General features: G+C 50.5%; 14 protein-coding genes. All 14 read right to left on the minus strand.

Going from position 1 to position 19626, the window contains the following annotated elements; all coding sequences use genetic code 11:
- Position 1: 1 nt before the first annotated feature.
- Complete coding sequence (locus BUQ78_RS02840) at positions 2-1801, minus strand: HAD-IIIC family phosphatase (RefSeq protein ID WP_159432090.1); 1800 nt, start codon at positions 1799-1801, stop codon at positions 2-4.
- Entirely contained in the window at positions 1788-2189 is a 402-nt protein-coding gene (locus tag BUQ78_RS02845) for a VOC family protein (RefSeq protein WP_074199213.1), read from the minus strand. Before BUQ78_RS02845 ends, BUQ78_RS02840 begins: the two co-directional genes overlap by 14 nt.
- Positions 2186-2422 (minus strand): acyl carrier protein, encoded by a 237-nt coding sequence (locus BUQ78_RS02850; protein WP_074199214.1) that lies wholly within the window; start codon positions 2420-2422, stop codon positions 2186-2188. Before BUQ78_RS02850 ends, BUQ78_RS02845 begins: the two co-directional genes overlap by 4 nt.
- 79 nt (positions 2423-2501) lie before the next feature.
- Positions 2502-3554 carry a pseudaminic acid synthase gene (gene pseI, locus BUQ78_RS02855; protein WP_074199215.1) on the minus strand — a complete coding sequence of 351 codons (1053 nt, stop codon included), beginning with the start codon at positions 3552-3554 and terminating at the stop codon, positions 2502-2504.
- Between the two features lie 26 nt (positions 3555-3580).
- On the minus strand, positions 3581-4555 hold the full coding sequence (locus BUQ78_RS02860) for an ATP-grasp domain-containing protein (RefSeq protein WP_074199216.1): 975 nt from the start codon (positions 4553-4555) through the stop codon (positions 3581-3583).
- A 16-nt stretch (positions 4556-4571) separates the two neighbouring features.
- Positions 4572-5636, minus strand: a complete 1065-nt coding sequence (pseG, locus tag BUQ78_RS02865; RefSeq protein WP_074199217.1) for a UDP-2,4-diacetamido-2,4,6-trideoxy-beta-L-altropyranose hydrolase — start codon at positions 5634-5636, stop codon at positions 4572-4574.
- On the minus strand, positions 5633-6349 hold the full coding sequence (locus BUQ78_RS02870) for a glycosyltransferase family protein (protein WP_318259467.1): 717 nt from the start codon (positions 6347-6349) through the stop codon (positions 5633-5635). Before BUQ78_RS02870 ends, pseG begins: the two co-directional genes overlap by 4 nt.
- Before the next feature lie 25 nt (positions 6350-6374).
- On the minus strand, positions 6375-7571 hold the full coding sequence (gene pseC, locus BUQ78_RS02875) for a UDP-4-amino-4,6-dideoxy-N-acetyl-beta-L-altrosamine transaminase (protein ID WP_318259468.1): 1197 nt from the start codon (positions 7569-7571) through the stop codon (positions 6375-6377).
- Between the two features lie 2 nt (positions 7572-7573).
- Positions 7574-8578 (minus strand): UDP-N-acetylglucosamine 4,6-dehydratase (inverting), encoded by a 1005-nt coding sequence (gene pseB / locus BUQ78_RS02880; RefSeq protein WP_074199220.1) that lies wholly within the window; start codon positions 8576-8578, stop codon positions 7574-7576.
- Between the two features lie 415 nt (positions 8579-8993).
- Positions 8994-9380 (minus strand): flagellar protein FlaG, encoded by a 387-nt coding sequence (locus BUQ78_RS02885; protein WP_074199221.1) that lies wholly within the window; start codon positions 9378-9380, stop codon positions 8994-8996.
- A gap of 137 nt (positions 9381-9517) precedes the next feature.
- Positions 9518-11767, minus strand: a complete 2250-nt coding sequence (locus BUQ78_RS02890) for a flagellin N-terminal helical domain-containing protein (RefSeq protein ID WP_074199222.1) — start codon at positions 11765-11767, stop codon at positions 9518-9520.
- 133 nt (positions 11768-11900) lie between these two features.
- Positions 11901-14450: a motility associated factor glycosyltransferase family protein gene (locus tag BUQ78_RS02895; RefSeq protein ID WP_074199223.1), complete on the minus strand. Its 2550-nt coding sequence runs from the start codon at positions 14448-14450 to the stop codon at positions 11901-11903.
- 19 nt (positions 14451-14469) lie between these two features.
- The gene (flgL, locus tag BUQ78_RS02900) at positions 14470-17130 is read right to left on the minus strand and encodes a flagellar hook-associated protein FlgL (protein WP_074199224.1); all 2661 of its coding nucleotides are present in this window, start codon (positions 17128-17130) and stop codon (positions 14470-14472) included.
- 17 nt (positions 17131-17147) lie between these two features.
- The gene (flgK, locus tag BUQ78_RS02905) at positions 17148-19625 is read right to left on the minus strand and encodes a flagellar hook-associated protein FlgK (RefSeq protein WP_074199225.1); all 2478 of its coding nucleotides are present in this window, start codon (positions 19623-19625) and stop codon (positions 17148-17150) included.
- Position 19626 lies beyond the last annotated feature (1 nt).

A 19626-nucleotide genomic window follows, 5' to 3' on the forward strand; every position in this document is an offset into this window, starting at 1 on the left:
CTTATATCTCTATATTTATCTTAAAATAGTCGGGACAAGATATCCCGGCCTCTTTAACGTTAAGACAATACCTGCCGTCTATCTCGGTGAAACCCAAATTTCTGTAAAAGTCCTTCGCAGGCATGTTCTTTTTGGTGGGGATGTACTCACCCCAAACGGTTTCTATTCCGCTTTTTAACGCCTGTTCGCAAACGAATGACATCATGGCATCTTCCACCTTCCTGTTCATCACCCTACAGCTGAGCAGGAAGGTATCGATAAACCATTCCCTGTCATTTAATTCCTCTATTATTACAAGGCCTACTATGCCGTAATCGCCAAACTTGTCCTTTACGTCAAAGGCATATATGCGATGTCTGCCGTCTTTTGCCATGGACCTTACGTCCTCTTCCGTGTATCTTCTGGTCGTAAGGTTGAACTGGTTGGTCTTTTGCGTAAGCTGGGATATCCTGGGGATGTAAAAGTCGCTCGCTCCCTTTACGGTAATTACCATGTCAAGGTTTCTGTAAAAATCTTCCAGGCTTTCAAATTGGCTTTGAAGGCTTGCCCTCTTGATCTGGGCTCTGTACATGTTGGTCCTGTTCAAGTCTTCTTCCGTTATGTCCAGCTTTTCAAAGCAGTCGATGCCTCTTGCGAAATCGACAAACAGGGTTGGATCGTCGGGCATTAAATATGTCATTACCATTGGAAGCCTTTCTTTGACGAGCTCGCACTCTACGGGATTGTCGTCTATGAAGACCATGCTGTCGAGACCTATGTTAAGCTCGCGCGAGATCTCCAGGATGTTTGTTGCCTTATCGTTCCAGTTTATCTTGATGCAGGCAAAGTTTTCTTCCCTTAAGACCATGTCGGGGTGACCGTTTATGACCTCCATGGCATCGTCGTAGTTGTTCTTGCTGTTTACGGCAAGAATTACGCCCCTCTGGGTTAGCTTTAAAAGCTCCCTTTGGAAGTCCTTGTAACATTTGCCGGGGTAGCTTTCTCCAAGCTTTATGCCGTTAAATCCGTCCTCGCCCACGATACCGCCCCACAGGGTGTTGTCAAGGTCGAGGACGATGCATTTTTTTGCCATTCCGTAGATCGCCCTTATTATCTTTGCATATTCTTCAGCCAAACCCAGGTAGTAGTTGCTGTTATATGGATTTTTTGCCACATACCACATCCTTCGATCAAGTAAGTTGTCCAGGCCCTTTTTGGTTACCATGTAATCTACGTCGTTTATATATACCCCGGAGTAAATTTCCTTCAACTCAAGGAGTTTAAGGTTGATGTCTCTTACAAAGTTAAGGAGGCTTGATTTGGTCTGGTAGTCGTATATCCCAGCACCCGGAAATTCAGGCATGGCAAAGTTGTTTATGATGATGTTAGAAGCCGTTTTTTGCTTTATGGATTTAACAATTGATTCAATAGTATTAAGTACCTCAGACTCAATAAAGCTCAGCACATCCCTTTCAAGGATGGAGCTTTCAAAAAGCTTCGGCGCCATGTCCTCAAGCCTTAAGGCAATTATCACTATGTCCGGCCTGGAAGCGTAAAGCTCACTTGTATCGTTTAAGACATACTGAAGGTATTGATTGAAGCCGCCAAGCGTTATTTGAGCCAAAATGTCGCTGGCAAAGCACTTTGCCCTGAGCACGGGTATCAGGTTTTCTATGGTAAATGACCTTAGGGTAAATATGTTTATCCTTTTTATGTCTGACGTCTCGTCTGCGAGCTCGTCTATTTTGCTGTTGATGTTTAAAAAATCTCTCAACTTTTCAGCCTTAGCGATATCTTTCTTTATTGCATCAACTGCTGACACCTGCATCACCTGCCAGAAGCTCTATTATCGTGCCGTTTTTAAGCATAGCAAAGACGACCTTCCTGCCGTTAAAAGCAGGGGCCGTAATTTTGTCAGTAAAGATCTTGCCCAACCCTGCATCCTCAAAGGAAAAGATAGCATTATCCAAATCCTCTGCTTCATAACATATATGATGGTATCCTAGATTCCTTGGATTATAAACGGGAGATGAGCTATTAATGGGTTCGATTAGCTCTACAAGCAGTTCTCCGTTCTTAAGGAAAAGCAACCTGTTATGCTGAACGTTATCTTCGATGATAGAGCCTACTTGCACGTATCCGAGGCCCCGATACAGTAAACAGGCCTTCTCGATATCCTTAACTACGATGCCTACATGATGTACTTTCATATCGCAACTCCGTGTCTTTTAAGTACGTTAACCATGGATAAATAGCCGTTGTTCATCTCCATGATTTCGCTCGGATCTATCTTGATGCCATATTCTTCTTCAATCACAATAACCATGTTTAACAAGGCAAAGGAATCCCAGCTTTCTATGAAAGCAGCAGAAATTTTTTCATCAGGGTAATTTTCCAGGTCAACTTTCAGGATATCCGATAAGATTTGTTTTAAGCTGTTCATTAGGGGCACCTCTTGCTTATAACATTTTCGGGAAGCAACCGCTTTCGTATAATTAAATTATAACCAAAGGTAAGGTTAATCACGATATGCAATCCCACGAAAGCGGCGTTCCGCATTTTATGTCCCGTGCGGATTTTCGGCCTAAAACTTCCTTTAAAAATTTGGGAGGGAGACCATAGCCGGGGCGGATGGAACGTACGTTTTCTTCGGTAAAGGTTTCGCCGGCCTTCATGTCCTTTACCACAAACAAGGATCGCCTAAAGACCCTGCTTTGCGTTTCCTTTTCGCTAACGCCGTAGTAGACCCTGCCCAAGGCCTTCTCGGCCGTCCTTACGGCATCGACCAAAGCCTTAAGCTCGTGAGGTTCTATGGAAAATGCCCTGTCAGGGCTTGGGATATCGCGAGACAATGTGAAATGCTTTTCTATTATGCAGGCTCCGACGGCAACGGCAGCAACGGGCACTTCTATGCCCAGGGTATGGTCGGACAGCCCTACGGGTACGCCAAAGCCCTCGGCCATGTGAGGTATCGTGCGCAAATTCATCTCCCCAGGGGGCGCCGGATATGCGCTGTTGCACTTAAGCAGAGCAATTTGCGTCGCTCCTGCCCCTTTGGCCGCAGTTACAGCTTCATCTATTTCAGCCAAAGTGGCCATGCCGGTAGAAATTATCAAAGGCTTTCCCGTTTTGGCCATTTTTTCGATCAAGGGGATATCGACGATCTCAAAGGAAGCCACCTTATGGACGGGGACGTTCATTTCCTCCAAAAAATCCACGGCCTTCGGGTCGAAGGCGGTAGAAAACAGGTCAAGTCCCATATCGTTTGCTATCTCCTTTAGCTTGGGCTGCCATTCCCAGGGCATATAGGCTTCGGAATAAAGGTCGTAAAGGGATTTGCCCTCCCAAAGGCTGCCGGATTTATGACAAAACAAAGAGGAATCTGATTTAACGGTCATGGTATCAGGCGTATAGGTTTGAAGCTTTATAGCGTCAGCTCCTGCCTCTTTGGCAGCGCGTACGGTTTTTGCGGCCTGCTCGAAAGACTGACTGTGGTTGGCCGACATCTCGGCAATTATGTAGGTAGGATAACCAGGCCCTATATCACGATTATTAATTGCAAAAGTTGCACCCATTTACCCCGGCTCCTTTCACATTTCATCTATTCGATAAAATGCGCAATTTGTTTCATTTTATCTTCATCAACAAAGATATCATCAGTGTAGCGAAGCATATACAGATTATCCTTAAAATCTCCGACACAAGGTTTGACTTCTCTGCCTAAAACAAGGCGCACAAGCATTCGAGGCGTAAACGCACCGGCAGCGAAGCCAAGGTTTGCCGCTCCTCCGTAGCGGGGATTGACTTCTATGAACTTTACCTGTCCGTTATGCAAGAAACATTGAATAGTGTTATGGCCGATCAAATTTAAGGCTTTGGCTAAGCGCATCGATTCGTTAATTATATCCCAATTTTTGCACGTTCTGCCTATGAACGACTCACCGCCAAATATCGACAGTCGCTGACGGGGAACTACGCTCAATATATTACCCGCGAAATCCGCAAACAGGTCAACAGTATATTCCGGCGCCTCAACATATTCCTGAACGATTGGATCCTTTAGGCGGTTTAAAAAGTAATCCAGTTCAGGTTTTGAATTCACGCGAAACGCGCTCTTACTTCCTTTGCCAAACCTGTCCTTGACGAAAAGGGGAAAATCAAAAACTATATCCGTTTCTCTATAAGTTTTAGGCACTGAAAAGCCGTGTTTTAGGCAAAATTCAATAAACCGACGTTTATCCTGGCATATTTTAATCACAGTTGGGTCTGAAACCATCACACACACACCGATATCTTTCAGCCTTTCTCGCTCCCTGGCAAAAAAGGGCAGCTCTTCATCCCTCGTAGGTATGAGAAGTTTTATCTCGTTCTTAACACAAATATTCTGCACTATATCACGAAAATTTTCGCCCAAACCTGCCGGGACAATGTATGCCTTATCCGCAAAATAAAGCGCTGCGGACTTTGGGCTTGCGTCAATTGCTATTACCTTTCCTCCGCCTTCTTCGCTTAAAGCCCGGCTAAAGGCTTTTACGAGCGATACCTTACGAGAGACGCTGGTGATTAGGACGTTCATCGAGTGTTGTCCTCACTTAACATTCATAATTCACCATACTTTTGGTTAAAAGATTTACTATTCTTTTGGCACCGCTACCATCGATTGATACCTGCCCAAGCCAAGACATATCAATCCTACGTTTTTTATCTAGTAATAAATCCATGATTACTTCACTTAAACCTGACAGCGATATGTCACAATACCATCCCAAGTTCACGGCATAACCGAGATTGTCAAGATATTCAGCTGCCGATCGTTGATTTTCTGCAAGAACTACAATAACGAACGGTACCCCCATAAACGCCAGCTCCCAACAGGTTGTGCCTCCTGCCGTTATAGCCACATCAGCCCAGGCCATCAGTTGGGACATATCTTTAACGTCTCTTTCGATGCGAACAGGCAAATTTGCGGTCTCGACAAAATCTTTTAAGGCACCATAATGAGGATTGCTGCCGCCGACTACGCAAACGGCTTCAAAGCCGTCTATGTCGATATTCTTTAACGCCTGAAGCACCTTCAGCGTGACGTTTTGCGGGTCGCTTCCCCCCATCGTGACAAGCATCTTGCGGGCAATGTCCGGCATTTCCCGCCTGTAACCTTGCCACCTTAAAAACTCACGCCTTAAAAGCACGTAGCGGGTTCCAAGCAGAAGTTTTGTATAGGAAGCCCTGTTTCGGTAAAGATCTTCGTCGGCATGTATGTTTTGGTTTAAAACTATGTCGGCCGGGTAATAATCTGTATGTCCGTAGTCGTCGATGAACAAAAGATTTAAGCCTGCTTCTTTTATGATCTTTTGATAATCTCCGTCAAAATGATATCCGTCAACAACGACCCATGAGGCCCCATATTTATGCGCCAGCTTCGTCGTCAAACGTGCATCCTCCGCACTGCCGGGCTTCGTGTTTATATGAAGGACCTCAAACCCCTCGGCGGTGAGTCTTGCCTCTGCGTTTGGTGATTTCGTTGCCAAGACAAATACCACATCCCCAGCGTCATCCTGCCAAGCCTGAGCCAGGGCAAGACAGCGCATTACATGGCCGCTGCCCATATTTATGCCGGAGTCGACGCGTACCAACAAAACACCATTATCTAAACTCATGGCAGTGTCTTTTGTACGATGTGTTTATTGATCTCAAGCCATTCGGGGTGTTCTTTCAGCAAATCCAGCACCTCGCGCCACGAGAACAAATCGTGCCCAAAGTGGTCGTAAATGCGGCGGACGAATTCCAGGTCTTCCTGGGTGTCCACCGTCCAGCGCATGAAAGACAGATCTTCGTCGTTGCAAACGGCCTTTATGCTAAATTTTTCTGGATGGCGGTAAATGTAAGGCGTAACATGCTCGCGCCAGGCGGGATTTTTGTCCTCATGCCATATTCGCTCTAAAACGTCAAAGCTAAAGACCTCTGTATCAAGTCCGCGAGGATAATTACGGGTATGGGCATAATCCGGTTTTGTCTCGATGAATTCTTTAATCACCAAATCAGTAACTTCAGGCTCTATCAAAGGACAGTCCGATGTGATGCGAACGACCACATCGGCAGAAAACTGTTTTGCCGCCCTGTAATAGCGGTCCAACACATCCTCTTCACTTCCGCGAAACCAGGGCCAGCCTTCGCTTTTGCACAAATCTACCAGGACGTTGTCTCCGGGCTTTGTCGTGGTTGCCACGACGACCTCGTCCAGCAACTTAGCCCTTCGCACGCGGTTTACAACTCTGACAAGCATGGGTTTTCCTGCCAAATCCTTTAACACCTTGCCCGGTAGGCGCGTGCTTCCCATGTGGGCTTGAATTATAGCTACTATGCGAGTCATGTCCATTCACCCCAAAATGCTTAATTTATTCAGCGTACGCGCTAAGCACTTTTTTAACTGCCCTAATGACATCCTCGGCGTCCCTGTCACTCATCGCAGGAAACAAGGGAAGCGTAACGATTTCTTCGTAAGCTTTCTCCGCCACAGGGCACAAACCTTTTCCGTAACCTAACTTATTGTAATAAGGATGCCAATAAACGGGAATATAGTGCACGTTAACGCCGACGTTTTCGGCTCGCAGGGCGACAAAGACCTGCAGGCGACTCGCGTTAAGCTTGCTTAAATTAAACCTAACTACGTAAAGATGATACGAAGACTTTCTGTCGTCCCGCTGGGCTAATGGAAAAAGTGCAGGCATATCGGCAAAGGCCGAGTCGTAAAGGGCAGCTATCTGCCTTCTTCTTGCCACGAATTTATCGAGTTTCTTTAATTGGCTTAATCCCAAGGCGCAGTTTATGTCGGGCAACCTGTAGTTGTAGCCCAGTTCGGCCATCTCGTAAAACCATGAGCCGTCGGCCTCGCGCTGCCTGTGGTCCGCAGTTATGCCGTGGTTTCTAAAGGCGCGCAATTTTACGGCAAAATCAGGATTATCTGTTACAACCATCCCGCCTTCGCCTGTAGTTATGTGCTTTACGGGATGAAAGCTAAAGACGGTCATATCGGCAAGCGTTCCAACCTTACGGTTTTTGTATGTAGCACCCAGCGCATGGCAGGCATCGGCTATAAGGATAAGACCGTGTTCATCGGAAAGTTTTTTTAAGGCGTCGTAATCGCAGGGTTGACCCGCGTAATCTACTGCTATTATGGCCTTCGTCTTGGGCGAGACCTTCGACTCCACCGAGGAAGGATCCAAAAGCAGCGTGTCGGCCTCAACATCGGCAAAGACGGGACGTCCCCCACAGTAAAGCACGCAGTTTGCGCTTGCAGCAAATGTCATAGGCGTCGTTATGACCTCGTCTCCCGGACCTATGCCTGCTGCAAAGGCTGCAGCATGAAGCGCTGCCGTGCCGCTGTTTACGGCGACGGCATATTTAGCCCCGACCATTTCGGCAAAGCGCTTTTCAAACTCCACCACTTTGGGCCCTGTGGTCAGCCAATCCGAGCGCAGCACGTCGACGACCGCTTTTATATCGTCCTCGTCTATGCACTGATGGCCGTAAGGCAGGAGAGTATTTCTTACGGGACTACCTCCCTCTACAGCTAAAGTATTTTTATCGTCCAAGCTCAATTCACCTTTCCTTGCTTTGCGTAATCGTCTAGGCTTTCGACCATGTTTTTAAGTTCTTCTCCCGTAAGCCACCAACCGTTGCTGTCGCTGGTATAGCAAAAACCGTCCGGCAAAGGTTTACCGCCGTCGCAGTCATCTTTCTTCCAAAAGGAATGCTCCGGTTCGATGACGTAAAAGCCGTCATATTCCCTGGCGTGTCTTGCCTCTTCTGCCGTAATCAGGCATTCATGAAGTTTTTCGCCTGGACGTATGCCTATGGTCTCCTTGCATATCCCCGGAGCCAAGACGTCAGCAAGGTCAACAAGGCGCATGCTTGGAATTTTGGGCACAAAAATCTCGCCGCCCTGCATCCTGCCGATGCAGTCGATGACGAAACGCACCCCCTGCTCCAGGGTGATCCAAAACCTGGTCATCCGTTCGTCGGTAAGCGTTATCCTGCCCTTTTCCCGCTGGGTTAAAAACAAAGGCACCACACTGCCCCTGCTTCCCACGACGTTCCCGTAGCGAACGACGCTGAATTTAGTCCTTCTGCTCCCCGTGTAGGCATTGGCCTGAACGAACAGCTTTTCCGCGACAAGCTTAGTGGCTCCGTAGAGATTGACGGGCTGCACGGCCTTGTCCGTACTTATGGCCATGACCCTTTCAACGCCGTTATCTATTGCGGCATCTATGACGTTTGCCGACCCGTCGATATTGGTCCTTACGGCTTCGATGGGGTTATACTCGCAGGTCGGAACCTGCTTTAAGGCGGCGGCGTGGACGACTATATCTACGCCGTTCATTGCACGGTATACGCGCTCCCTGTCTCTGACGTCTCCTATGAAAAACCTTAGCCTAAGGTCATCGTCGAACTCCTGGCGCATCTGGTACTGCAAATATTCTCCTCTAGAAAAGATCCTTACAGCCTTGGGGTTGTGGGTTTCAAGGAGCGTGCGGGTAAATTTTTTTCCAAACGATCCCGTCCCGCCGGTAAGTAAAATAACTTTGCCATCTATGTACATCACAGCTATCCTCCTGGGTTACGACTTGCGCATGTAAATTCTATATAAATTATCGGCACCGTTGCAATTTTTCATAAGCAACGGTGCCACTCTTTCGTGTTCATAACACTATAAGAATTTGAGGACAAATATAAACTAAATACACCAACTTTCCAAGTTACTGCCAGCATCAAAGTAAGAGGAACCCTCCTTTGGGTGGGTTGGCAGTAAATGACATGGTTTATCATATACAGAAAAGGATAACATCAGAACCACGTGCAGATCTAAGGTTACATGACGATTTTGTAACTTATCCATGGATATAAACACCAACTGGATGACTTACAACAGCATCAATATATTATTTGCGATCAGGTTAATACCTTAATTGACTTGACTAACTAAAATTCAAGATTAAAGACCTGACCCCGGAATTTTAGACTTCGGTGTCGAACAGAGCGCCGAGCATTTCGTTGACGGCAGCGATGAAATGTACCAGTTCGTCGGGGGGGATTTTTCGAATGACCTTGTCGTTGTTGGCGTGGTCGATGACGTGGACCTGGTAGATGTTGGCTTCTTCTACGTACTTGAATTTAAGGCTTCGGTCAAAGATCATCGCCATTTGCTCGGCCTTGCGGATGGCGGATTTGATGTCCTCTTTGGAGTATTCCCGCAAATTTGTCACATTATTTGCTTTCACTTGCAACTTTTCCGAATTGATGCCTTCTTTGTAAACAATGCTCCCAAGGTCAGTATCAGCTGCCTTTGGCATGCTGTTTCCCTGAGATAAGAAACCTGACCTGCCGATGCCGTCGACGCTCATAGAAGCCCCCTCCTCAAAGCGGAAACCCGCGCTTAAAACGGTAGCTCCGTTTAATCGCTTCGCAAGGGAGGAGACATCCTCCCTTGCGAAATTTGGAACCAACGACTTATGCAGCGTCACTCATTGACGCTAAACTACTACCGCAGCAACTGCAACACGGCCTGAGGCAGGGTGTTTGCCTGGGCAAGCATCGCGTTGCCGGCCTGCATCAAGATCTGCAGTTTTGTGAAGTTCATCATCTCCTGAGCCATGTCGAGGTCGCGGATGCGGCTTTCGGCAGCGGTCAGGTTCTGGGACGCAGTGGTCAGGTTGTTTATGGTGTGCTCCAACCTGTTCTGGTAAGCACCGAGCTTTGCCCGTTGGTTGGAGACCTTGTCGATGGCTCCGTCGATGATCGTTATGGAGCGGGCCGCAGAGTCGCGGTCGGTGACCAACACTTTATTAATGCCAAGCGAACGCACCGACATGTTGCCAATGTCGATACCCATATCTTCGCCTTGGTTAGCGCCGATCTGGAAGACCGTGGAGTTATCTGCCAGGTGCAGATAAGTCTGATAGGTTGATTCAGTATTGTTAGAAAGTTTAAACAGTTTAGCGCTGCTGTCCCAAGCAACAGCCACATCTGCCATGGTATCAAACTCAACATCAACGTTGGGATGCACTATGCCGATCAATATGTTGCCGGTCACGTTTACGTTTTGTGCTATGGTTTCTCCGTTGTGAGCATCCTCCACGTTCACGGTAAAGACGTTTTCCTTCGAGGCCTGGATTTGACTCAAGCTCAAGGCCTTGAGGACGTCTTCGTCGCCGGTGAAGGAGATCTCGCCGTTTTTGCCCGCCACGACGCTCCTTATGACTATTGTTCCCGTGACCGTCTCCGGGTCAAATCCTTCGGGAAGGTCGTTTTCTTCGTTCACGTAAGTAACAAAGTTATTGGCGCCTTCGCCCGAGACGTACTGTCCCTGGCCCAATTGGTCTCTGATGGCGGCATTGAGCTTCTCGACGACATCGCCAATGGTGTCGGTGGCATAAAGCGTCACCGTGGCCTTATTGCCGTCTCCCTGGATCATGGTGATGGTCTGGGGATCTTCGAGCAGGAACTTGCCGTTGGCGTCCCAGAAGCGGTCTATGTCGTGCAAACTGGCCCACTGGGGAGCCACGTCTCCAATGCCGGCCGTAACCGCCGGCTCGGAGCTGATAGTTATGTTTGGAGCCGTGACGTTGAAGGTTATACTATTAGTCGGATCTAAGTTAACACCCGTTTTAAATTGGACCTTAATCTTTCCGGCAGTATCAATGTTAAATTCAGCGCTGGTACTCCCATTGGTTACTGGTACTGTCACTGATATTCCGTTCCACTTAAGAACAGCAGAAGACACATTAGTAGAACCAGCAGTGCTGGCCTTAAACGTCAGCGTATACTCCCCTTCCGGTACGACGCCGGTGATGGTGATTGGGTTATTTGTAGCCAAAATACTGGCAGAACCACCAATACCTACAACAAGGCTAGGAGTGTAAGTGAACGTCTGAGTCGCTTCGTCCCCTTCGCTGATGCTCGCCAGCACGTCGGGGTCGAGGTTGACCGTGATGGAATTGCTGGTCTCAATTTCGAACGTAGCGGTGTTATTGACTAGATCTATTGTTCCGTTTGTGGAGCTATTCGTACCCCAATTAAGCTTAGCAACGATATTGCCATTACTAGTGGTTAACGTGACCGTGTATTCCCCTGCCTTTAAAGAGCCACTCGCGCCTACATTAACATCTACGTCGGTTATCATGGTCGTGGAAATATCGTGTTTCACCTTGAATATGTCGCTTTTCTGGATCTGGCCCTGGCCGGGGGTGGCCTCGATGGTGATCTTGAAGTTGCCCTCTGCGGCGGCCTTCTGGCCGAACTGGTCGATCTGCCGCAGGCTGCCGCGCACGAAGGCCTTGGTCTCTAACTTGTCCGAGGACCAGAGCACCGAAGCGGAACCATCGAGCAGTTTTTTCTTGTTGAACTGCGTAGTGGAGGCTATGCGGTCCACTTCTTCCTTTAGCTGGTCGATTTCCGACTGGATGACCTGGCGGTCGTTTGCCGTCAGGGTATCGTTCGCTGCCTGCACGGCAAGCTCCCGCATCCTCTGCAATATGGAATGGGTCTCGTTTAGGGCACCCTCTGCGGTCTGGATCATGGATATGCCGTCCTGGGCGTTTCTTACGGCCATGTCCAGGCCTCTCACCTGGGCCCTCATCTTCTCGCTTATGGCGAGGCCTGCCGCGTCGTCGGCGGCCGTGTTGATCCTAAGCCCCGTCGACAGCTTGTTGATGGACTTCTGCAGAGATTCGTTGGTGCTGTTCAATGCATTATAGGTAAATAACGCGGGAATATTGTGATACACTCTCATGTAACATTCCTCCTCCGTGAGTCATGTTTTTCTGTCCGTCCTGACAGAAAGCCTTCTGTTAAGAAAACAACCGCTTTACTCGAACCGACGACTAAACCCTAAAGCAACCACCTCCCTTTTAGGCCTTCATTTATTAATCGGCATTTGCGGGCTCAAACTTTATACTTATCCCGAAGGCATCAAAAAATTTTTCCTGAAATTTTTCCACAGGCATATCGGCATTCATGCACTCCCTCAATGTGCGCGTGGCAATGGATGCGACCCACGAACCTCCGCCCGTTCTAAGCACCGCCAGCGCCAGGGGGCTTTCTGCCTTAAACCTGTCGAGCAGCTTTGATATCTCGGACAAGTACTCCCTGCGCCTTCCCTCCCAGTAAAGGGCCTCGGCCTTGATGAGGTCGGCAAGAAGGGTCGAATCCTCGACCTGAACGGAGCCGCTTATTTGAACGAAGGGCGCCAGCGCCCTAAGCTGGGGCGCAAGAAGGGAGGCAAAAAGGGCAAGCCGGCTTTCGGACATCCCTGAAGACTTAAAAAACTGCTCCGCCCTGTGGTAGGAGCTTAAAAATGTCAGGTATTTGCCGAAGTTGGCGCGGTACAGGAGGTCGTACCACCCTCTGCAAAGTCCGTAGAGCCACGGAGGTATTTGCTCCTTTAAGGCCTCTATCATCTGGTTTAGGGGGGCTTCCATGTAGGCGCCGTAGGCCTTCACGACCAATTCAAGGAGGGCGTCGGGAGTAAATTTTTCGTCCAGAAAGCTGCTCCACCAAGGCTTGTCTCCAGATGAGGCCACGGCAAGCCAAAGCTCATGCATGGGAGCTGGCTCCTCTTCGCTTAAATCTCGATCGACGACGTCTTTGTCCTTCAAAAGGGGCGAAAACATGCCCCAGATCCTCCTCACTTCCTTAAGGTAGGCCCGCGTAAACTCGACGTCCTCCAAGAGAAGCTCTGCGATCTCCCTGGCCTCGTGAACGGTGCTTATCGACAAATTATCTCCCAGCAGATCGCCGCTGCTGCTGAACCTTAGGGAGGTGATGACGCCACGCAGGTACTCGCAGTTGTAAAATATGTCCCTCCAGGCTTCCAAGGCGGCCCCGTAGGGCTTTTCCACTGATTTAAGCGACCTCGGAGAGGCCTTGAGCCTCCTTACCCTTACAAGCTCCTTTCTTATGTCTTCCGTCTCTTTAAGGACGCCGTTTATCTCCTTCAGCATGCGGCGCTGATTATCAAGGGTAAGGCCTACGCCTTCCATATTTGCTCCCTTTAAAAAGGAGGGTGCGGGGTCGCTTGCGTGCAGCTTGAGCCTTTCTGCAAAGGGCACGTGTATGGCGCCGCTAATCCTTGCGCCGCCCTCGGTGCAGTTGTAAACGGGAACGGGAGAAGAGGCAATGGCATGCTCGAATATCTTAAGAAAGCCGTACCAGTGCCTGTTGGTCTTGACGGATCCAAGGCCGTCCCAGGAAGTGACCTCGATCTCAAGGTCCGTCGGAGCCGACCCCTCGGCAAATCCGCTGGAATGCGTCCTGCCCCCCTCGCCGTAGGCGAGGTCCTGGCCGACAAATATCACCTCCTTGGGACAGATGGCCTGAGCCAAATGGTAGCAGAAATGGGCGACGGAGGAGCCGACTTCCAAGTTATTAAAGCCAAGTATCTCGCAAGTTCTGGGGCCGACGGCGTCGGACTGATTGGGGAAAAGGGGGCCAGGCCATTCGTAAACGAGCTTAGGATATACCTTGCTTGCGAAGGCCAAGACGGGCCTGCGTTCATGGGCGGAAAGGGCCTTTATCGCCCTATGGAGCTTGTCGTAAACCACGTGCGAGTAATCGAGGGCAGCTATGACGTGGGGCATGATGCCCTTTTCCATCAAATAATATGCGATGACGTCGTTTGCGACGATCACGCAGTGATGCTGGGCTTCCCCTAAAAGCTCGATCTGCCTGTCAAGCGAAGGCCCCGCCGAGACGACTACGGCGGGCTTTCCCCTCCAGTGTTCCTGCATTTCCTGCAGCGTTACGACGCATCTGTCCTTGTATATGTAGGCGTTGAGGGCCGTCTGGACCGTCTCCACCAAATTTCTCGACAGCGGGATGGTGCTTGTGGAGACGGCAGAAAGGAGCATCCCCCTGTATTCGTTCAAGAACTGTTTCATCCTTGAGATGTCGCTTCCCGAATACTGCTTGTGTACGTATATGGAAGGCTCTATTTTGCCCATGAGCCTTACCCAGGGAGATATCTTGCGCCACTGGGTGTCCCTTTCGGCCCTGTCCTTTCCAACGACGAAAAACAGCTTTCCCCTGGAGATGAGGTAGGAAAAATCGTGCAGATGAAATGCCCAGTAAAGAGAGGCGATCTCCAGCTCGCAGCAGATTATCCTGAGATTTTCTCCCCTTTCGGCGAAGGTGTTTAAAAATTGGTTGCCCAGGCCCAGCCCAAGCACTATGGCGCTTTTGCCTTCTGGGTTTTCGTTGACGCAGTTGTAACGTAACCCTGCATTTTCGATGAAGCACAGCTTACCTTCGCCATCTCGAAGCTCGACGTAAGGGCCCTTGTAGCTCACCGTCCAAGAGGCAAAACCCAAGCTTGCCGCCGCCCGTTCAAGAAGCTCTATCAGGTAAGGTTGGGTAATTTCCAGGGCTTTTAAATTAGCCTTCCAGGTCAATTCCATTTCCTTAGTAGCTACGGACATGTTCTTACACCTCTATCTGTCACTGCAAAAAGTCCACCAGCGTGGGCTGGATTATCCTTGCTATGGTGGCCAGGCTTGCCTGGTATACGGATTGCGCCATGGCAAACTTGGTCGCCGCCTCGGCAAGGTCGGTATCCGACACCTTGCTGTAAAGCTCGTTGTAGTTCAAGTTCATCTGCTTTAGCCTCGAGCTTGACGTCTCGTACCTCTTCATCAGGGCACCCGCCTGGGTCCTGATTCGAAATACGCCGTCCATGGCCTCGTCGATCTTGGGCAGTATGGACTTGGATATGCCTTCCGCATCCCCTTGTTTTACCGCTTGAATAAGGTCATCAAGCAGGCCAAAGAAATCGGTATAGCCTATATCGGCCGAGGTCCTAGAGGCGACAGCCTGATTATAAGGCCCAACGCCGCCCCTTATGGGTGAACTTGCGGGTAACCCAGGGACGTCACCTTGAGCCTGAATGACGTATCCCTTTGGAGACCACAACACCAGCCGCAAGTCTCCGGTGTCGTTTTCTGCGACCTCGGCCCTTACGTCGCCGCCCTGAAACCTGGCGTTTACGGTATTTACCAAATCATTTACATTCATGCCGTTGGTGTCTATGGTATGGGTATAGCCGTTTACGGTGATGCTTAAAGGCCCGCTTCCTGTCCAACCTGATACATCGGTGGCGCTGCGTAAGGCAGTGTCTATTTGCAGAAAGCTGTTTGCGACATCCCCTTGAACATCATAAACGGCCAGAGGTGAGCCGTCCTTGGCCGCCAGTGAAATCCTTTGGCTTCCTGACGGGTCGCTTAAATTTTCGTCGTATAGGTTTACATCAAGCCAGGAACCTGACAATCCCTTTATCTTTTTTGCGATCTCCTCGGCAGTCTCTCCAGCCGAGACGGAAACGTCAACCGTGCTGCCGCCCGAACGGATGCGGATAACGCCGTCGCTTGGCGCGGTCGTCCCGTTAATTTCGTCTCCGGTAATGCCTGAATGAACCCTCAAGTTTGCGGCGATGCCTGACGTGTAATCGGAAAACTGCGGATCGCCGAAGGGAAGGTCGGTGACCTTTAGCGCCTGCCCCGTCTTTGAATAAAGGGCCACACGGCCGTCCTCAAGCTTTCGGTAGCCGATCAAATCCTCACCGACTTGAGACTGTACGGCCTCGGCGACCTTTAGGGCATCCACGTTCCATGTGCCTCCCGAAAGGGTGCCTATCCGGTCGCGGTAAAGCTTTACGCTATAGCTTTGCCCTCCAACTTCGACGTTGATTAAGGCGGGCATGTTGAGATCAAGCCCGTCCAGGGGAAATACGGCATTTGCGTCATCCATGACCAATGCCGTTTGCAAACCGAATTCGGCCGCTGAAGCGCTTGCTGTCGGATTTAGATCGTATATATTAAGTGCCTGGCCGTTCAGGGTGCGAAAGACTAATTTTTGTGTTGGAGCTTCGTAATCGTCACCAGACGATTCTTCCCCGTCGCCTTGAACGACAACCTGCAACCAATCTCCCGCAGCGCTGTTGAGCCTGTCCGCCAGGTCCTGAAGGGAAAGCACAGGCCCGCCGTCTATGCGCACCTCTGCAAAGTCATCGCCGCTTTCAAGCCTCCAGTAAATTGGGCTGTTTGTGGGGTCTATGGCCTGACCCGTCGGAAATTCGACGCTTTTCAGCGAGGTCTCAATGCCCAAATAGGAGGCCAATCCTATGTGGCTGTGGTCTAAAGGCTTGCTGACCTTTTCGTCGCTTGGAAGAGGCTCGAAGTCCGTGGCAGGCCATGAAGTGACCGACAGGGGTTCACCCGTATGGCTTTTTATTACGAGCCTTTGGACTCCGCGGTTCGTGTCCTTTTCGACGGACACGGACACAAGCTTTCCCACGTCTCCCATGGCAAGGCTTTCGTTTATGAGGCTTGCCAGTTCGTCTAAGCTGTAGCCCGTAAGCTCTCCCGGGTCTCGAAAGCCGTTCATATCGGACACGTCCTGTAAGCCGTCTTCGTCATCGTCGGACCATTTTTCGGGGATCGTAACCTTGGCAGTCCTGTCGCCCACTCGGACCTGGAGTACCTCGCTTCTGCCCGTCCAGGAAAAGGACAGGGGAACTTCGTAGCTTTCCAACGTATATTGTCGGTAGCCAACGGGAAACACCTCGCGGCCGTGAAAGGAGACCTGGCTTTTTACGCCCCGCTCCATCTCGTATTCTACGTGCAGCTCGTTTCCCGCGTACACTATTTTTCCGCTGGAATCCCGCACGAAGGGCTTCTGTGAGGCGTTTAGTCCCGAAAAAAGATATCTGCCCTCCACGGAAAAGTCAGCGGTGTTCATCAGCTCCTCCTGAAGCTGAGATATCTCCTCTGCGACGGCCGCGTACTCTGTCTCGCTGAACGTGCCGTTTCCGGCATAGACGGTCAGCTCCCTGATGCGCTGCATTACGTCGGTAATTTGATTTAAAGCTGCATCGGTGTTGGATAACCACATGATGCCGTCGTCAAGGTTTTTTTGGTACTGCTCGTTTTCAAATATGGTGGTAGAAAGAGATAATTCCCTTCCCACAGCCAAGGGGTCGTCTGAAGGGTGTTGATGCAGCTTTCCCGTGGACATCTGCCGCTGCATCTGCAGCATGCGGGTCAAATTGTTGTGCATATCGGCCAAAAAGACCTGGTTCATCATGGAGTTGGTGACACGGCTCATCTTTATCCCTCCAAAGGTCACCTTCCGACGGTGCCCATGCGATTTATGATGGTATCAAGCATCTCGTCAATGGTCGTAATATAACGCGCCATGGCGCCAAAGGCCTGCTGAAACTTGATTATGTCCATCATCTCCTCGTCGATGTTGACGCCCATGACGGACTGTCTCTGCGCGTTGATCTGATCGGTCAGTGATCTCTGGTTTTCTGCCATGGTCGTCGTCCTCTGTCCCTGCGCTCCCAAGCGTGCCATGAAGCTCAGGTAAAATTCCTCAAAGCTCTGGCTTCCTCCCGACATGACCTTGTTTTGCTTGAGCTGTGCGAGCGCAAGCGCCTTGGTGCCATCGCCGCTGCCTAACGTCTTGCCCGTACCGTCGTCTCCTGCAGCGGCGATTAAGCTTGAGTCCTCTTCGACCAGGGGGTTAACCTCAAGTCCGGCGGCTGCTCCGTCGCGTTTGGCCATGGGGCTAAAGAAGGCCGTCCCCGTCACGTCAGCGTTTTCGCCCATGCCGTGGCCCGAATAGTGAAGGGCGTTCATCTCCAGGGCCAGCCTGTAAGCCAGCTCGTCAAAGGAGGCAAGGTGAGACAGGATCACATCATCGCGAGCCTCCATGGTTGCATAGATCTTGCCGCCCTGCACGTGATGGTCGACGGTTATGGAGGCCTTTCCCGTTCCTCTTAGCTTTAGAAATATGCCCTTCGATATCTCGCTCATCTTATCGGCGGCGTAGCCGTCGGAGGGCGTAATGAGCCTACCGCTTGAAAAATCGTTGACCGATGAGATGTAGCTTGCACCGTCGAAGGAGATCAGGGCATCTTCCGCCGTCGTCATGAAGTTGGTGGTCCCGTTATCCCTTAAAAGGCCAAGGCTTTTTGCCACGTAAAGCCCGCCGTTTTCGTCGCCTAAAACGTTAATCCTTTGGGCTTCGCCTATGACCTGGCTTTCAAGGGTCAGATAATAAGTGCCGTCAGAGGCTTGTTCGACGGAAGCCCTAAGCCAATCTTCGGGCTTAGACGGTCCTCCTTCGCTCATGTAGGAACCGTTTATCTTATTTGCTATGGTGTTCAACGTGTCTTCTTCGGTGACGTCTATGGATACGGTCTCTGCTTGGTCGGCAATGCCCATGGTATCTGTCAGGTTGCCCTTGATATCGACAAGGGAGATCAAATGCCCCTCCGACGAGGCTATGGTAAGGCGGTTATCGGATGTGACTGACGCGTTCAAATACGAAGAATAGTTTGCGTTTATAAAGTCGGATAAATCCTGCAGGGAAAGGGAAGGAGCGGCAGCCTGCAGAGTGTTCCCGGAAATATCGCTTATATCCCACCGAGAGGCACTGGCATTCCAAACTACGGAAATGACGCTTTCAAATCCGCCGGAAGCCAGGCGAAAGCTGTACTGCTGCGGGTCGCCTGCTGCCGGAGGCGGCAACACGCCGCCAGAAAATTGGGCGGAGGTCTTAACTACCCCGCCTGAACTTACCTGAAGGGAAAAGGCGCCGTGAAGGTTCAGCGCCTGGTCGGGACTGACTGCGTTTGACAGGCTGCCCGGAAAACCTACCTTCCAGGCGGTCTCGCTTGCAAGTCTGCTTACGATGACCGAATGCACTGATTTTGATGCTTCCTGTTCAATCCTGGCCAAAATGACGTCGCTGTTGTCAACGACGCTAAACAAATTGTCCTCCACCTGGACGTCGTAAAAGCCGTCGTTTCCGGGCACTGGAACGAGCACCAGGTGCCTCGTGTTTGTGCCCTGCACAAGGACCTTGCCGTGGAGGTCTATCTTGTAGTCTCCATCTTCTTCCTGAACGGGAGTGGACACGGATATGTCCACAAGCTCGCTCAGCTTCTCGGTGAGCAGGTCGCGCCTGTCAAGCAGGTCGTTGGGGTTGCCGCCCACGCCCTTGACCTGTGCGATCTTTTCGTTCAGGGCAGCTATCTGGTCAATCAGGGAGTTGGCCTCCGTAACGAGCGATCCTAAGTCCTGGTTTAGAGACGTCCTGTACTGTTCGTAGTTCTTGGACAGCTGCCCCAAAAATACGGTGAGGTTCTTGGCGTTTTGAATCACGCCCTCTCGGGCGGCAGCATTGTCGGGCCGTTTGGACAACTCTTCAAGGGAGGACCAGAAATTATCCAATGCCGTCTTAAGCCCCTCACCGGCAGGCTCGTTTACGAAGAGCTCTATGTTGTTTACGGCCTCCTCCATCGTTTCCCAATACCCCAAGGTAGACATCTCCTCGCGGTACTGAGCGTCAAGGAAGGCATCCCGCAACCTCCTTATCGCCTCTATCTGCACGCCCGTGCCGATTTGGCCCGGCGTGGCGGGGCGGTTAAGTGCAGGATCAGCAAAAGGAGCTGAGCTTCCAGCCTCGACCCTTTGCCTGGAGTAGCCGTCGACGTCGGCGTTGGATATATTGTGTCCGGCCGTCTCCATTCCCCTTCTGAAATAGTCTAATGCCCTTCGGCCCATCTCCAAGCCAAAGAAGGAATTGATCATC

The organism is Acetomicrobium flavidum (genome assembly GCF_900129645.1).
GTDB lineage: Bacteria > Synergistota > Synergistia > Synergistales > Acetomicrobiaceae > Acetomicrobium > Acetomicrobium flavidum.

What these genes read in the sequence shown, in the direction of transcription:
- BUQ78_RS02845 (WP_074199213.1), bottom strand. Translation starts at nt 2,189, where the DNA reads ATGAAAGTACATCATGTAGGCATCGTAGTTAAGGATATCGAGAAGGCC.
- pseG (WP_074199217.1), bottom strand. Translation starts at nt 5,636, where the DNA reads ATGAGTTTAGATAATGGTGTTTTGTTGGTACGCGTCGACTCCGGCATA.
- flgK (WP_074199225.1), bottom strand. Translation starts at nt 19,625, where the DNA reads ATGATCAATTCCTTCTTTGGCTTGGAGATGGGCCGAAGGGCATTAGAC.
- flgL (WP_074199224.1), bottom strand. Translation starts at nt 17,130, where the DNA reads ATGAGCCGTGTCACCAACTCCATGATGAACCAGGTCTTTTTGGCCGAT.
- BUQ78_RS02885 (WP_074199221.1), bottom strand. Translation starts at nt 9,380, where the DNA reads ATGAGCGTCGACGGCATCGGCAGGTCAGGTTTCTTATCTCAGGGAAAC.
- BUQ78_RS02890 (WP_074199222.1), bottom strand. Translation starts at nt 11,767, where the DNA reads ATGAGAGTGTATCACAATATTCCCGCGTTATTTACCTATAATGCATTG.
- BUQ78_RS02850 (WP_074199214.1), bottom strand. Translation starts at nt 2,422, where the DNA reads ATGAACAGCTTAAAACAAATCTTATCGGATATCCTGAAAGTTGACCTG.
- pseI (WP_074199215.1), bottom strand. Translation starts at nt 3,554, where the DNA reads ATGGGTGCAACTTTTGCAATTAATAATCGTGATATAGGGCCTGGTTAT.
- BUQ78_RS02870 (WP_318259467.1), bottom strand. Translation starts at nt 6,349, where the DNA reads ATGACTCGCATAGTAGCTATAATTCAAGCCCACATGGGAAGCACGCGC.
- BUQ78_RS02860 (WP_074199216.1), bottom strand. Translation starts at nt 4,555, where the DNA reads ATGAACGTCCTAATCACCAGCGTCTCTCGTAAGGTATCGCTCGTAAAA.
- pseB (WP_074199220.1), bottom strand. Translation starts at nt 8,578, where the DNA reads ATGTACATAGATGGCAAAGTTATTTTACTTACCGGCGGGACGGGATCG.
- BUQ78_RS02895 (WP_074199223.1), bottom strand. Translation starts at nt 14,450, where the DNA reads ATGTCCGTAGCTACTAAGGAAATGGAATTGACCTGGAAGGCTAATTTA.